Annotated in this window: 15 protein-coding genes; 13 read left to right on the forward strand and 2 right to left on the reverse strand. The window is 70.2% G+C overall.

All coding sequences use genetic code 11. The features are described 5' to 3' along the window. Window positions 1-79: 79 nt before the first annotated feature. From mltG to DDV73_RS19265, 7 genes are all read left to right on the forward strand, one after another. The gene (gene mltG, locus DDV73_RS19235) at window positions 80-1,597 is read left to right on the forward strand and encodes an endolytic transglycosylase MltG (protein WP_109508861.1); all 1,518 of its coding nucleotides are present in this window, start codon (window positions 80-82) and stop codon (window positions 1,595-1,597) included. After that, entirely contained in the window at window positions 1,597-2,412 is an 816-nt protein-coding gene (locus DDV73_RS19240) for a shikimate dehydrogenase (RefSeq protein WP_109508862.1), read from the forward strand. The genes mltG and DDV73_RS19240 overlap by 1 nt, the downstream gene beginning before the upstream one ends. A 50-nt stretch (window positions 2,413-2,462) precedes the next feature. Beyond that, on the forward strand, window positions 2,463-3,233 hold the full coding sequence (locus tag DDV73_RS19245) for a prepilin peptidase (RefSeq protein WP_109508863.1): 771 nt from the start codon (window positions 2,463-2,465) through the stop codon (window positions 3,231-3,233). Between the two features lie 391 nt (window positions 3,234-3,624). Continuing rightward, complete coding sequence (aroC, locus tag DDV73_RS19250; RefSeq protein WP_109508864.1) at window positions 3,625-4,803, forward strand: chorismate synthase; 1,179 nt, start codon at window positions 3,625-3,627, stop codon at window positions 4,801-4,803. Between the two features lie 41 nt (window positions 4,804-4,844). Then, window positions 4,845-5,330 carry a shikimate kinase gene (locus DDV73_RS19255; protein ID WP_109508981.1) on the forward strand — a complete coding sequence of 162 codons (486 nt, stop codon included), beginning with the start codon at window positions 4,845-4,847 and terminating at the stop codon, window positions 5,328-5,330. Beyond that, entirely contained in the window at window positions 5,323-6,441 is a 1,119-nt protein-coding gene (aroB, locus tag DDV73_RS19260) for a 3-dehydroquinate synthase (protein WP_109508865.1), read from the forward strand. Before DDV73_RS19255 ends, aroB begins: the two co-directional genes overlap by 8 nt. Beyond that, window positions 6,438-6,872 carry a type II 3-dehydroquinate dehydratase gene (locus DDV73_RS19265; RefSeq protein ID WP_109508866.1) on the forward strand — a complete coding sequence of 145 codons (435 nt, stop codon included), beginning with the start codon at window positions 6,438-6,440 and terminating at the stop codon, window positions 6,870-6,872. Before aroB ends, DDV73_RS19265 begins: the two co-directional genes overlap by 4 nt. Before the next feature lie 9 nt (window positions 6,873-6,881). On the opposite strand, the gene DDV73_RS19270 is transcribed toward DDV73_RS19265, so the two are convergent. Next, window positions 6,882-8,456: an amino acid permease gene (locus tag DDV73_RS19270; RefSeq protein ID WP_240617367.1), complete on the reverse strand. Its 1,575-nt coding sequence runs from the start codon at window positions 8,454-8,456 to the stop codon at window positions 6,882-6,884. 233 nt (window positions 8,457-8,689) lie between these two features. Between DDV73_RS19270 and efp the strand changes: the two genes are divergently transcribed. The 6 genes from efp to DDV73_RS19300 all read left to right on the forward strand — a co-directional run bounded on the left by efp (window position 8,690) and on the right by DDV73_RS19300 (window position 13,213). Then, a complete protein-coding gene (efp, locus tag DDV73_RS19275; protein WP_109508867.1) occupies window positions 8,690-9,253 on the forward strand; it encodes an elongation factor P in 564 nt (187 codons plus the stop codon). After that, entirely contained in the window at window positions 9,253-9,663 is a 411-nt protein-coding gene (nusB, locus tag DDV73_RS19280; RefSeq protein ID WP_109508868.1) for a transcription antitermination factor NusB, read from the forward strand. Before efp ends, nusB begins: the two co-directional genes overlap by 1 nt. A 312-nt stretch (window positions 9,664-9,975) precedes the next feature. Beyond that, on the forward strand, window positions 9,976-10,821 hold the full coding sequence (locus DDV73_RS28845) for a M15 family metallopeptidase (protein ID WP_109508869.1): 846 nt from the start codon (window positions 9,976-9,978) through the stop codon (window positions 10,819-10,821). Beyond that, window positions 10,821-11,960 carry a glycosyltransferase 87 family protein gene (locus DDV73_RS19290; RefSeq protein WP_109508870.1) on the forward strand — a complete coding sequence of 380 codons (1,140 nt, stop codon included), beginning with the start codon at window positions 10,821-10,823 and terminating at the stop codon, window positions 11,958-11,960. Before DDV73_RS28845 ends, DDV73_RS19290 begins: the two co-directional genes overlap by 1 nt. A 12-nt stretch (window positions 11,961-11,972) precedes the next feature. Further along, entirely contained in the window at window positions 11,973-12,479 is a 507-nt protein-coding gene (locus tag DDV73_RS19295) for a sigma-70 family RNA polymerase sigma factor (RefSeq protein WP_109508871.1), read from the forward strand. Continuing rightward, a complete protein-coding gene (locus DDV73_RS19300; protein WP_109508872.1) occupies window positions 12,476-13,213 on the forward strand; it encodes an anti-sigma factor family protein in 738 nt (245 codons plus the stop codon). Before DDV73_RS19295 ends, DDV73_RS19300 begins: the two co-directional genes overlap by 4 nt. On the opposite strand, the gene DDV73_RS19305 is transcribed toward DDV73_RS19300, so the two are convergent. Next, entirely contained in the window at window positions 13,190-13,591 is a 402-nt protein-coding gene (locus DDV73_RS19305) for a hypothetical protein (RefSeq protein WP_109508873.1), read from the reverse strand. The genes DDV73_RS19300 and DDV73_RS19305 overlap by 24 nt on opposite strands. Window positions 13,592-13,604: the final 13 nt, after the last annotated feature.

A 13,604-nucleotide genomic window follows, 5' to 3' on the forward strand; every position in this document is an offset into this window, starting at 1 on the left:
TCCAGGCTCCTACACCCCACCCCCGCCACCCCCTCCGCCGGCACCACAGTCCCCGCCTGCCGGAGCGCGCTTCGACCCGATGACCGGCGAGCCGCTCTATCCCGCCGAGGAAGAGCTGACCTACGAGCAGCGGCGGGCGGCCCGGGAACGGCGGGCCTACGAGGAACTGAAGGCGTACCAGGAACAGCAGGCCCAAGAGCAACAGCGGTCCTACCAAGAGCAGCAGCAGGCGTACCAGGAACAGCAGACCTATCAAGAGCAACAGCGGGCCTACCAGGAGCAACAGCGGGCATACCAAGAGCAACAGCAGGCATACCAAGAACAGCAGGCCCGCCAGCAGCAGCAGCAGTACGCCGAGCAGCAGCAGTACGTCGAGCAGCAGCAGCACGACCCCGAGCCTGAGCCGGCCTACGAGTCGGGCAGCTTCCTGTCCGACGACGACTACGGCAACGATCCGGCAACCGACACCTCGGGCGGCGGTTCGCGCCGTCGGAGGCCGAAGAAGAAGCGCGGCGGTGGCGCCCGCTGGCTGGTGGTCCTCCTGGTGCTCGGTCTGTTCGTGGGCGCCGGCTGGTTCGCGGTCGGCAAGGGCATGGACGCATGGAACAGCCTGTTCGCCGACGCGCCCGACTACCCCGGCCCCGGCTCCGGCTCTGTGATGGTCGAGGTCAAGTCCGGCGACAGCGCGGCCGCGATCGGCCGGACGTTGAAGTCCGCCGGTGTGGTCGCCTCGGTGGATGCCTTCATCGACGCCGCCAGCCAGAACCCGGATTCGGGCGGCATCCAGGTCGGCCACTACCAGCTGAAGAAGAAGATGAAGGCATCCGACGCCTTGGCGGTGCTGATCAACCCGAAGAACATCGTCGCTAGCGGGGTCACGATCCCGGAGGGCTACACCGTCGAGCAGACGATCGAGAAGATCGCCAAGGAGACCGACTTCAAGGAGGCCGAGCTTCGCAAGCTCGTCGAGAAGCGGTCCGGCCTGGGCCTCCCGGCGTACGCCGAGGGCAACCCGGAGGGGTTCCTGTTCCCGTCCACCTACGACGTCAAGCCCGACATGACCGCGGCCGGTCTGCTGCAAGAGATGGTCAAGAAGTTCAAGGACGAGGCCGGATCGACGGTGAGCAAGGCCAGCTCGGTCGACCTCACCGAGCACGAGCTGGTGATCCTGGCGAGCATCATCGAGAAGGAGGTGCGGCGGCCGCAGGATCTGCCCGCCGTCGCCGAGGTGGCGCTGAACCGGTTGAGCGGGGCGTGCTCGGACCAGGGCGTGCCGCAGGGCCGGCTGCAGATGGACTCGACCGTCCACTACATCGAGGGCGAGAACGGCAGCGTCTTCACCACCGACGAGATGCGCAACAACCAGTCGGAGTACAACACCTATGAGCACGACGGCCTGCCGCCCGGTCCGATTGCGGCACCCGGCCTCGCGGCTCTCAAGGCTGCGCTGAATCCGACCGACGAGGGCTACTGCTACTTCGTGGCGGTCAACCTGAAGTCGGGGGAGACTCTCTTCGCCCAGTCGATCTCCGACCACGAGACCAACAGGGCGAAGCTCGACGAGTGGTGCGCCGACAACCCGGACTACGACTGCTGATGGTCGGTACCCGCCGCTGCGGCGTGCTCGGTGACCCGATCGCGCACTCGCTGTCGCCGGTGCTGCACCGCGCCGGCTATGCGGCTCTCGGGCTCGGTTGGGAGTACGACGCGCACCGGGTCGGCGAGGCGGAGCTGCCGGCGTTCCTCGCGTCGCTCGACGACTCCTGGCGCGGCCTGTCGCTGACGATGCCGCTGAAGCGCGCCGTACTTCCGCTCGCCGATGACCTCTCCGAGACGGCGGTGCTTGCGGGAGCGGCCAACACCCTGGTCCTCGGCGATCGCGGCATGCTCGCCGACAACACCGACGTCCCCGGGGCGGCGGCCGCACTCCGGGAGCGGTACGACGGGCCGGTCCGCTCCGCCACCATCCTCGGCGGCGGCGCTACTGCGGCGTCGACCCTGCTCGCGCTCACGGACCTGGGCTGCACGTCGTTCCGCCTGCTGGTGCGCGATGCCGGCCGGGCCGCGGAGACGCTGGCGGTGGCGACCCGGCACCCGTCGACACCGTCGGTCGAGGTGGCGCCGCTCGAGCTGGCGCCGGCGGAGGGCGACGTACTCGTCTCCACGGTGCCGGCGGCCGCTCAGACCCCCGACCTGCTCGCCCGGTGCGCGGGCGTACCTGTGGTGTTCGACGTGCTCTACGACCCGTGGCCGACGCCCCTGGCCACGGCGGCCAGCGTCAGCCAGCAGATCCTGGTCGGCGGGCTGGACCTGTTGGTTCATCAGGCGGTCCTGCAGTTCGCCGCGTTCACCGGCCAGGAGGCCCCACTCGCCGCGATGCGGTCGGCGGGAGAGCTCGCTCTAGCCGGCTGAGGTCGGGCGTACGACGTTCGCGCGGCGCCCGCGCTGGGTAGGGTTCGTCCATGGACTGGGCCGCAAACCTGGACACCGCCGCAGTGGCGGCAGCAGTGGGCGCGGTCGCCTCGGCGTTCGTCCCGCGCCTGATCGCCGCCGTGCCCGAGCCGGAGCCCGAGGAGGCACCGCCTGCCGACGGCCAGGACGGCCTGGTCGGCGAGGCGGACACGCCGCGCACCGACAAGCTGCTCGACAAGCCCAAGGAGCCGTACGCCGACATTGCGGCGCGGCCCCGGCTGGCCGTGAAGTCGACCGTGGCGGGGCTGGTTGCCGGTGGTCTGCTGGGCGCCGCGGTCGGCTGGGAGTGGCCGCTCACCTTCCTGGTGTTCCTGGTGCCGGTCGGGATCGCGCTGGCGGTCATCGACTTCCACACCTGGCTGCTGCCCACCTGGCTGATCCTGCGGGCCTATGCCCTGGTCGCGATCCTGGTCGTGATCTCGGCCGCAGCGACCCAGGACTGGTCCGCACTCGGCGCCGCGTTCGGCGGGTCGCTGCTCGCGTTCGGGCTCTACTGGGTGCTGTGGGTCGTCTCCGCCGCGATGGGGTACGGCGACGTCCGGCTCTCCGCGCTGCTCGGACTCGCGCTGGGCTACCTCGGCTGGGGTGAGCTGATGACCGGCATCTGGGTAGCCTTCCTGCTCGGCACTGTCGGCTGGATCCCGCTGCGGCTCCTGCGGATCACCGAGACCAAGCACTTCCCCTTCGGCCCGTTCATGCTGCTCGGCGCGCTGTTCGGCGTGCTCTTCGGTGCCGATATCTGGAGCAGTCTCTTCGAATAGCGGCCTGCGCCGACCCGGCCCGTGTTCACGCGGGGCGACGCCGACCCGGCCGGTGTTGACGCGGGGCGACGCCGACCCGGCCGGTGTTGACGCGTAGCGATGCCGACCCGGCCGGTGTTGACGCGTAGCGACGCCGACCCGGCCCGTGTTGACGCGTAGCGACGCCGACCCGGCCCGTGTTGACGCGTAGCGATGCCGACCCGGCCGGTGTTGACGTGTGGCGACGCCGACCCGGCCTGTGTTCACGCGCTGCCAGCGGACCTTCGAGTCGCCACAGGGGTCGTGACCAATGGCCGGGTCGGCGTGGTGGTGCGTGAAGACGGGCCGGGTCGGCGTGCTGGTGCGTGAACACCGGCCGGGTCGGTGGGCTGGCGCGTGAAAGACTGGCGCCATGTTGCGTTGGCTCACCGCGGGCGAGTCCCACGGCCCGTCCCTGGTCGCGATCCTGGAGGGTCTGCCCGCCCACGTCGAGGTCACCTCGAACGACATCGCGGAGTCGCTCGCGCGACGCCGGCTGGGCTACGGCCGCGGCGCCCGGATGAAGTTCGAGCAGGATCAGGTCACGGTCATCGGCGGCGTCCGACACGGACTCACCCAGGGCGGCCCGGTGGCGATCCAGATCGGCAACACCGAGTGGCCGAAGTGGGAGAAGGTGATGTCGGCCGACCCGGTGGACCCGGTCGAGCTGGACGCCCTGGCCCGCAACGCGGCGCTGACCCGGCCCCGGCCCGGCCACGCCGACCTGGTCGGCATGCAGAAGTACGGCTTCGAAGACGCCCGGCCGATCCTGGAGCGCGCCAGCGCCCGGGAGACCGCGGCCCGGGTCGCGCTCGGCCGGGTCGCCACCAACTTCCTGCAGCAGGCGGTCGGCGCCGAGGTTGTCTCGCACGTCGTCGAGCTCGGCGGCGTGCCCGCGCCGTACGGACTGGTGCCCGAGCCAGGTGACGTCGCGCGACTGGACGCCGACCCGGTGCGCTGCCTGGACCCGGACGCCAGCAAGCAGATGGTCGCGGCGATCGACCAGGCCCACAAGGACGGCGACACACTGGGCGGCGTGGTCGAGGTCGTGGTCCACGGGCTGCCACCTGGCCTCGGCTCGCACGTGCACTGGGACCGTCGCCTGGACGCCCGGCTGGCCGGTGCGCTGATGGGCATCCAGGCGATCAAGGGCGTCGAGGTCGGCGACGGCTTCCAGCTCGCGGCCGACCCGGGCTCCAAGGCGCACGACGAGATCGTGCCGACCAGCGAGGGTCTCCGGCGTACGTCGGGTCGCTCGGGCGGCACCGAGGGCGGCATGAGCACCGGCGAAGTCCTCCGGGTACGCGCCGCGATGAAGCCGATCGCCACGGTCCCGCGTGCTCTGCGGACCGTCGACCTGGCCACTGGCGAGGCGGCCGTGGCCCACCACCAGCGCTCGGACGTATGCGCGGTTCCGGCTGCAGGCATCGTCGCCGAGGCGATGGTCGCGCTGGTGCTGGCCGAGGCCGTGGTCGAGAAGTTCGGCGGCGACTCGGTCCGCGAGACCCGGCGCAACGCCGAGAGCTACCTGGACACGCTGAGGTTCCGGTGAGTACACCGACGCCACGGCCGCTGGCCGTGCTGATCGGGCCGATGGGTGCCGGGAAGACCACGGTCGCCCGCCTGCTCGCCACGGCGTGGGGCGTCGAGGTCCGCGACACCGACGCCGACGTCGAGGCCACCGCCGCCAAGCCGATCTCCGAGATCTTCGTCGACGACGGCGAGGCGCACTTCCGGTCGCTCGAGCGCGCGGCGGTCGCGGCAGCCCTCGCCGAGCACACGGGCGTACTCGCGCTGGGCGGGGGAGCGGTGCTCGACCCAGCGACCCGGGAGGCGCTGGCCGGGCACGCGGTGGTCTTCCTCCGGGTCGGCCTAGCCGACGCGGTCAAGCGGGTCGGGCTCGGCACCTCGCGGCCGCTGCTGCTCGGCAACGTCCGCGGCCGGATCAAGGCGCTGCTCGATGAGCGCACACCGATCTACGAGTCGGTCGCCACGCTGGTCGTCGACACCGACGGCCGAGCGCCGGAGGACGTGGCCGACGAGGTACGCCGCCAGATCGAGGCCGCCGCCCATGTCTGAGCCAGCCGACACGAGCCGCCTCCACGTCGCCGGCGCCGCGCCGTACCACGTCCTGATCGGTACCAACCTGCACGCCGAGGTCGTCGGGATGCTCGGGGACTCGGTGCAGCGGGTCGCCTTCCTGTACGCCGCCGACCTGGGCGAGCTCGCTCAGCCGCTGCTTGAGGCGCTGGTCGCCGAGTACGACGTACTCGCGCTCGGCCTGCCCGAGGGCGAGCAGGCCAAGTCCGCCGCGATCGCCGCCGACTGCTGGGACGCGCTGGGCGAGTCCGGCTTCACCCGGTCGGACGCAGTGGTCACCTTCGGTGGCGGCGCGACCACCGACCTCGGCGGCTTCGTAGCGGCGACCTGGCTGCGCGGTGTCCGTGTCGTACACGTGCCGACCACGCTGCTCGGCATGGTCGATGCCGCGGTCGGTGGAAAGACCGGGATCAACACCGGCGCCGGCAAGAACCTGGTCGGCTCCTTCCACGAGCCGGCCGGAGTGGTCTGCGACCTTGCCACTCTCGCCACGCTGCCGCGACCGGAGCTGGTCAGCGGCATGGGTGAGGTGATCAAGTGCGGCTTCATCGCCGACCCGGAGATCCTCACGCTGGTCGAGAAGGACCCCGAGGCCGCGCTCGACCCCGCCGGTCCGGTCCTGCGCGAGCTGGTGGAGCGCAGCATCCAGGTCAAGATCGACGTGGTCACCGCCGACCTCAAAGAAACAGTCGCCACGACGGACTCTGCTGGCTGGCCTGGCCGCGAGGTGCTCAACTACGGGCACACGATGGCGCACGCCATCGAGCGGGCCGAGTCCTACTCGATGCGGCACGGCGACGCGGTCGCGATCGGCTGCGTCTTCGTGGCCGAGCTGGCTCGGCTGGCCGGCCGCCTCGACGACGCCACCGCCGACCGGCACGCCGCGACCTTCGGTTCCGTCGGCCTGCCGACCGGCTACGCCGGTGCGTCGTACGACGACCTGCACGCCGGCATGAAGGTCGACAAGAAGGCACGCGGCAACACGCTGCGGTTCGTGGTCCTCGACGGCCTCGCCGAGCCGGCGATCCTCGCTGGGCCGTCCGACGAGCTGCTGCGGGCGGCGTACGACGCGATGGTGGGCCGGGCATGAGCAAGGTCCTGGTCCTGAACGGACCCAACCTGGGCCGCCTGGGTCGCCGCCAGCCTGATATCTACGGCCACACCACCCACGCCGAGCTTGCCGAGCTGTGCCGGCAGTGGGGCGCCGAGCTGGGCCTCGACGTGGAGGTCCGGCAGACCAATCACGAGGGTGAGCTGCTCGACTGGCTCAACGAGGCCGCCGATGCGGCTGTGCCTATTGTCCTCAACGCGGCCGCGTGGACCCACTACTCGTGGGCGATCTTCGACGCCTGCGCCCAGCTGACCGCGCCGCTGGTGGAGGTGCACATCTCCGACCCGTCGCAGCGGCCCGAGGAGTTCCGGCACACCAGCGTGGTCACGCCGCACGCGGCCCAGGTCATCGCCGGTCAGGGCATCGACGGCTACCGCCAGGCCCTGGAGGCGCTGGCGGCAGCCGACTGAAGCTGCTGCCTACTTGCGGTGCGTGCCGTGGTACTTCCCGCCGCGGCCATCATCGGACCGGCGCGGGGGGACGGCGCCGGCGTCGCCCCATTCGAACGCCCGGACCGCCTGCGCCACGATGCTGTGCCGCCGCCCGTAGATGACGTAGAAGAGCAGGCCGATCGCCATCCAGATCGCGAAGTTCCGCCACGTCGGCACCGTCAGGTTGAGCATCAGCCACAGCGTGGCGAGGGTCGACAGCAGCGGGAGTAGCGGCACCAGCGGTGCCCGGAAGCCTCGCTCGAGGTCCGGCTGGGTGTAGCGCAGGACCATCACCGCGAGCGAGCAGAACAGGAACGAGAAGAGCGCGCCGATGACCAGCAGCTCCTCGAGGTTGACCAGCTTCGGGTAGAGCGCCAGCACGGCCGCGGCGATGCAGGCGACCGCGGCGGCGCTGGTCGGCGCGGTGAAGGAGTGGTTGATCCTGCCGAGCGGCGCCGGGAGCAGCCCGTCGCGGCCCATCGCGAAGAGCACCCGGCTCTGCGCGATCAGCACCACCAGGATCACCGTGGTGAGTGCGAGTACGGCGCCCACGTTGACCACGTCGGCCGCCCAGTCCACGCCTGCCGCGGCCAGCGCGTCGGAGACCGGCGCTCCGGATGCGAGCTCGGAGTACGGCCGCAGCCCGACCATCACCGCGGCCATCGCGATGTACAGGACGGTCACGATCAGCAGCGAGATGAAGATACTGCGCGGAATGCTGCGCCGCGGCTCTTTCGCGTCCTCGGCGGCGGTGGCGATCAGGTCGAAGCCGATGTAGGCGAAGGCGACGACGGCGGCGGCGCTGAAGACTCCCAGCCAGCCGAAGGAGCCCGAGGACCCGAGCATGGTCTCCAGCACCGACTTGCTGGCGTCGGCTGCCTGGACGTGCTCCGGGACGAACGGGGTGTAGTGGTCGGCCTTGACGTACGCCGTACCGACGGCGATCACGAACAGGATCACCGCGACCTTGGCGATCACGACGACGATCAGCACCCGCGCCGAGAGCTTGGTGCCGGTCGCGACCAGCAGACCAAGGGCCAGCACGGTGGCGAACGCCACCCAGTTGACGCCCTGGTCCGCCTGGGCGTGCTCAGCGACCCAGGTCGGCACTGCGACCCCGAACCCGTCGAGCGTGGCCAGCAGGTAGGTTGCCCAGAACCGTGCCACGAGCGCGGCGGCCACGAGCAGCTCCAAGATGAGCGCCCAGCCCACCAGCCAGGCGCCGATCTCACCGATTGCGACGTAGCTGAACGTGTAGACGCTTCCCGCTGCCGGAATCGTCGAGGAGAGCTCGGCGAAGCTGAAGGCGGCGAGGAGGCAGACGAGCGCGGCGATCGCGAACGACACGATCACGGCCGGCCCGGCGTTGGTGGCGGCTTGTCTTCCCGAGAGTCCGAAGATGCCGGCGCCGATCATGACGCCGAGTCCCAGCATTACCAATGCCGGCGTACCGAAGACGCGGGGGAGGCGGTGCCGGCCCTCCGCGACCTGATGAATAGCGTGGTCCGCCGGCATTCGGCGCGCACTGGTCGGCGTAGAGACCATGGTCTGCTGTCCGCTCATGTTCACCTCGTGCTCGTGGCTCTGGTTTGTCCTTAGCGCTGGTGGCGCGTTGGTGCGGGGAAGGTACCCCCCGGCACCCCACAATGTCTGTGACCCAAACCCCCGGTTTCCCGATGCCGGGGTTACTACGAGGTCCGGCTAGACTGACCGGTCGTTGCCCACCACCCTCTGTTCGGCGCGGGCGACGGACCGGCTAACCATCCCGACGTCAGTAAAGACAGGTTTCCGCACGCATGGCAACGACCAACGACCTCAAGAATGGCATGGTTCTCAATCTCGACGGCCAGCTTTGGTCCGTCATCGAGTTCCAGCACGTCAAGCCCGGCAAGGGCCCGGCCTTCGTCCGCACGAAGCTGAAGAACGTCGAGTCCAACAAGACCGTGGACAAGACCTTCAACGCCGGCACCAAGGTCGAGACCGCCAACGTGGACAAGCGGACCATGCAGTACCTCTACAACGACGGTACGTCGTACGTCTTCATGGACACCGGCACCTACGACCAGCTCGAGGTCTCTCCCGAGGTCATCGGCACCGCCTCGAACTTCATGCTCGAGAACCAGGAGGCGATCGTCGCCACCAACGAGGGCCGGGTCCTCTACATCGAGCTGCCCGCCTCGGTCGAGCTCGAGGTCACCTACACCGAGCCCGGCCTGCAGGGCGACCGCTCCTCCGGCGGCACCAAGCCGGCGACCGTCGAGACCGGCGCCACCATCCAGGTCCCGCTGTTCATCACCACCGGCGAGAAGATCAAGGTCGACACCCGCGACTCCTCCTACCTGGGCCGCGTCTCCAGCTGATGGCCTCGCGCTCCAAGGCCCGCAAGCGGGCACTCGACCTGCTCTATGCCTCGGAGCTGCGGGGGGAGAGCGCCACCGACGCGCTCGACCGGGCGATCGCCGACGGCGAGGGCCCGACCAACGACTACACCTCGTTTCTGGTGCGCGGCGTGGTCGAGCACCAGGCCCGGATCGACGAGCTGCTGACGTCGTACGCCCAGGGCTGGACGCTGCAGCGAATGCCGGCCGTGGACCGAAACGTGCTGCGGCTCGGCGTCTTCGAGCTGCTGTACGTCGACGACGTCCCGGACCCGGTGGCGGTCTCCGAGGCGATGGTCCTGGTCCGCGACCTGTCCACCGACGAGTCGCCGACCTTCGTCAACGGCGTCCTCGGCAACATCCTGCGCGACAAGGCCACCCTGGCCATCTGAGGTGGTCCGTCGCTGGTCGAGCAGCGAGCGCTAGCGGGCGGGCGTTGTCGAGACCACTGCATGGGGCGGGCGGCCCGACCTCGGACGCCTCCGGGCGCTGCGGCGGCGCGTCGCGCGCATGGCCATCCCTGTTGGTTGCGCGCCGCTGGCGCGCGCCGCGGCCAAGCCGCGTGACGCCGCCCGAAGGCGTCCGAGGCCAAACCGCCCGCACGGGTACGCGGGCGGGTTCGGCGCAGTCCGAGTGGTTGAGTAGCCACCCTTTGGGGGCGAGTAGGTCGCTCAGTTCCTGTGAGTTGGTGCATGATCACGCACATGACGCGGATCTCGGTGGATGTGGACGACAAGTTGCTTAAGGCCGCGCGTGAGGAGCTCGGCACCGACACCGACGCTGCGACCGTCACTGAGGCTCTTCGGTTGCTCTTCCTGCGTCGCCATGCAGCCGACATCATGGCCGCTCTGGAAAGCGCGGAGATGGACTACACCGGCTCGGCGGACGCCTGGCGCTACGGCGGTGGGCGTGACTTCTCGCGCCTTGCCGAGGACGCCCGCTTCGAGCGCGGGAGCCTCTCACAAGTGAGGTTCCGGGCGCGGGTACGGCGGGTCGACCCGGTCACCCGCGCCGCGATGATCGGCGTCTCGTGGCATCCCGGCTGCCCGGTGGAGATCGACGACCTGCGGATCATCGAGATGCCGCACCACGGCTTCGACGGCGAGGTCCATCGGGGTGAGCTGATGGTGCACCAGGACATCGCGCGCGACGTCGTCCGCGTGTTCCGCGAGCTGTTCCGCGCGGGTTTCCCGATCCGGCGGATGGAACTGGTGGAGCGGTACGGCGGCTCCGACGACGAGTCGATGGCTGCCGACAACACCTCGTGCTTCAACCACCGGCCGATCGAGCGCGCGCCCGAACGGACGTCGAACCACTCCTACGGCAAGGCGATTGACCTCAACACCGTCAAGAACCCGTACGTGCTGGACGACACGGTGCTGCCGCCGGCCGGCCGTGACCACCTCGACCGGACCGACGTCCGGCCGGGGATGATCGTGGACGGCGACGTCGTGGTCCGCGCCTTCGCCAAGTACGGGTTCGAGTGGGGCGGTCACTGGACCACGCTCAAGGACTACCAGCACTTCGAGATCCCTCGGCGTGAGCCCTGATGAGCCATGACCGGAGCCTCCTGGCCGCCGTACTCCTGGTGGCGGTAGCCGCTGCGGTCATCGGCGCGGTCATCGGAGAGTTCCCAGACCTGCACGTCTATCGGTACGGCGGCCGGTCGGTGCTCGACCAGGTGCCCGGCTACGAGTCCGACGACCCGGTCACCGGCTACCCGCTGACCTATCCGCCGTTCGCGGCGCTGGCGATGGTGCCACTGGCACTGCTGCCCGGCTGGCTCGCGGCCGGCCTGTGGACCGCGCTGTCGGCGGGCTGCCTGGCCGGCGCCGTGGTGCTGGTACGCCGGGAGCACGACCAGCAGGTCGCCGGCTGGCTGGTGCTGGCCGTCGCCGCCGGCTCGCCCGCGCTGGAGCCGGTCTGGCAGAACTACTCGTTCGGGCAGATCAACCTGATCCTGATGCTGGCGATCCTGGTCGACCTGGTGTTTCCGGAGCGGCGCTGGTCGGGACTGCTGCTCGGCATCGCCGCGGGCATCAAGCTGACCCCGCTGGTGTTCGTCGTGCTGCTGGTGCTGGTCGGCCACCGGCACACAGCCGTTCGGGCATCCCTGAGCTTCGCCGCGACGGTCGCGATCGGGTTGGTCGCGATGCCGGGCGCGTCGTCGTACTGGACCGATGGCCTGGTCGACCCGAAACGGGTCGGTCCACCACAGCTGGCCCACAACCAGTCGCTCGCCGGCGCCCTGACTCGGATGCTGGGAGAGCCGCCGCCAACGGTGCTCTGGCTCGCCGTCGCCGGACCGGTTGCGCTCGCGATCATTGCCGTCGCGGCTGCCTGGTGGCGGCGCGGCGACCGGGTCCTGGGTGCCTGTCTGGGCGCGATGGCGATGCTGGTCGCCTCTCCGGTGTCGTGGTCGCACCACTGGGTGTGGGCGGTCCCGGTCGCGCTGGTTCTGTGGGAGCGGCTGCGCTGGGCGGCGGCCGGGTGGACTGCGGTGTTCGTGGCCCGGCCGATGCTGTGGCCGCCCTGGGGCGATCGGCGCGAGTTCGACTGGCGCTGGTTCGAGCACGTCTACGGCAACGCCTACCTGCTCGCCGCGCTCGCCCTGGGTAGCGGGGCCGCTGTCGCAATCGCCAAGATGGGCACTGAACCGTCGGCGATGCAGGATCGTATGCAGTCATAAGGAAGGGGTGACATGCCGGACGACTCAGCGATGAAGGATCTGCACGACGACCACGCTGGGGCTCTCTGGGCGTTCTGTCTGCACCTCACGGGCAACGACCGAGCGAGGGCGGAGGACGTGGCACAGGAGACGCTGCTGCGCGCGTGGCGGAACTCGGCCGTCCTGGCCGAGTCCAGAGGCTCGGTGCGGTCCTGGCTGTTCACGGTCGCCCGCAACATCGTGATCGACGAGTGGCGTACCCGGCGGGCCCGGCTGGAGTTCGCGACCGACGAGGTCCCGGACCTGACGCCGTCGGGCGACAAGACCGACGAGCTGCTGCTCTCCTGGGTGGTTGCCGAGGCGCTCTCCACGCTGTCGCCCGAGCACCGCGCGGTACTCGTCGAGTGCTACTACCGCGGTCAGTCCGTGGCCGAGGCCGCCCGCCGGCTCGACATCCCTGAAGGAACCGTGAAGTCACGCACCCACTACGCACTGCGGGCCCTGCGGCTCGCGCTCGAGGAGCAGGGGGTGGTCGCATGAGGTGCGAGTTCGCCCACCTCGACGGCAGCTACGTCCTCGGCGCGCTCGCGGCCGCTGAGCGTACGGCGTTCGAACGGCACCTGGCCGGGTGCGACGAGTGCTCCCGCTCGGTCCGTGAGCTGGCCGGGCTTCCCGGGCTGATGGGCCGGGTCCCGCTGGAGGTGCTGGAGCCACCGGGCCAGCACGAGCCGGTCCCGGACACGCTGCTGCCGGCCGTCGTCTCCGAGGTACGCCGCTCCCGGCGCCGCCGCATGGGCGCGGTGGCCGGGGTGGCCGCTGCCGCCGCGACGATCGTCGTCGCCGGTCTGGTCGGCGTCGCCGTCACGGCGCTGGACAGCGACGACGAGAACCCGCAGGCAGGTCCGCCGATCACGTCGACGACGACCACCGAGGACGCCGTACGGATGGAGAGCCTCGGGTCCGGCCGGGTCACCGGATGGATCACGCTGACCGAGAAGCCCTGGGGCACCCGGATCGACCTGAACTGCACCTACGGTGGCGGGAGCTACGGCGGCGGTGAGGACAGTGGACAGGGCCGCGGCCGCGGCGGCCCGCCGACGTACGTGATGTTCGTCCGCGCCACCGACGGCGAGTTCGAGCAGGTCGGGACCTGGACGGCCGACTACGGCTCGGCGATGCACGTGACCATGGCGGCCGCCCCGTCACCCGAGGACATCGAGGAGGTCCTGGTCAAGACGGGTGAAGGGAAGTCAGTGCTCCGCCTTGTGAAGTGAGCTTTGCCGCACCGGAAGAAACCTGTCCAGCCAGCCCTCGGCACGCAGCGACCAGAGCCCGGCGACGATCACGACCACCTCGGAGGCGGCGGCCAGCCACTCGTCCCAGCCCTCCCAGGAGGCGTGCACGTCGAACAGGCCGACGGTCGTGGAGATGATGAACGCGCCGAGCGTCGAGATGCCGAACCCGACGACCAGGAACAGTGGCAGCCAGTGTCGCCAGGTCACCAGGAGTACGGCGATCACCGCACCCGCGATCGCGTTCACCATGAACGCCGGCCCGATCACGTCCTGATCGCGCACGCCCTCGAACCACAGCCACAGGTGCACCGCCGCCGAGACCAGTGCCGCCACCGCTGCCAGAACCCTTATCGCCATGATCTGCTCCGCT

The organism is Nocardioides speluncae (genome assembly GCF_003121585.1).
GTDB classification, from domain to species: domain Bacteria; phylum Actinomycetota; class Actinomycetes; order Propionibacteriales; family Nocardioidaceae; genus Nocardioides; species Nocardioides speluncae.

Excerpts from the sequence above, each read along its gene's own strand:
- DDV73_RS28845 (WP_109508869.1), top strand. The coding sequence starts at position 9,976 with ATGACGCGGATCTCGGTGGATGTGGACGACAAGTTGCTTAAGGCCGCG.
- DDV73_RS19240 (WP_109508862.1), top strand. The coding sequence starts at position 1,597 with ATGGTCGGTACCCGCCGCTGCGGCGTGCTCGGTGACCCGATCGCGCAC.
- DDV73_RS19305 (WP_109508873.1), bottom strand. The coding sequence starts at position 13,591 with ATGGCGATAAGGGTTCTGGCAGCGGTGGCGGCACTGGTCTCGGCGGCG.
- efp (WP_109508867.1), top strand. The coding sequence starts at position 8,690 with ATGGCAACGACCAACGACCTCAAGAATGGCATGGTTCTCAATCTCGAC.
- DDV73_RS19295 (WP_109508871.1), top strand. The coding sequence starts at position 11,973 with ATGCCGGACGACTCAGCGATGAAGGATCTGCACGACGACCACGCTGGG.
- nusB (WP_109508868.1), top strand. The coding sequence starts at position 9,253 with ATGGCCTCGCGCTCCAAGGCCCGCAAGCGGGCACTCGACCTGCTCTAT.
- DDV73_RS19245 (WP_109508863.1), top strand. The coding sequence starts at position 2,463 with ATGGACTGGGCCGCAAACCTGGACACCGCCGCAGTGGCGGCAGCAGTG.
- DDV73_RS19255 (WP_109508981.1), top strand. The coding sequence starts at position 4,845 with ATGGGTGCCGGGAAGACCACGGTCGCCCGCCTGCTCGCCACGGCGTGG.
- aroC (WP_109508864.1), top strand. The coding sequence starts at position 3,625 with ATGTTGCGTTGGCTCACCGCGGGCGAGTCCCACGGCCCGTCCCTGGTC.
- aroB (WP_109508865.1), top strand. The coding sequence starts at position 5,323 with ATGTCTGAGCCAGCCGACACGAGCCGCCTCCACGTCGCCGGCGCCGCG.
- DDV73_RS19300 (WP_109508872.1), top strand. The coding sequence starts at position 12,476 with ATGAGGTGCGAGTTCGCCCACCTCGACGGCAGCTACGTCCTCGGCGCG.
- DDV73_RS19265 (WP_109508866.1), top strand. The coding sequence starts at position 6,438 with ATGAGCAAGGTCCTGGTCCTGAACGGACCCAACCTGGGCCGCCTGGGT.
- DDV73_RS19270 (WP_240617367.1), bottom strand. The coding sequence starts at position 8,456 with ATGAGCGGACAGCAGACCATGGTCTCTACGCCGACCAGTGCGCGCCGA.
- mltG (WP_109508861.1), top strand. The coding sequence starts at position 80 with ATGACCGGCGAGCCGCTCTATCCCGCCGAGGAAGAGCTGACCTACGAG.
- DDV73_RS19290 (WP_109508870.1), top strand. The coding sequence starts at position 10,821 with ATGAGCCATGACCGGAGCCTCCTGGCCGCCGTACTCCTGGTGGCGGTA.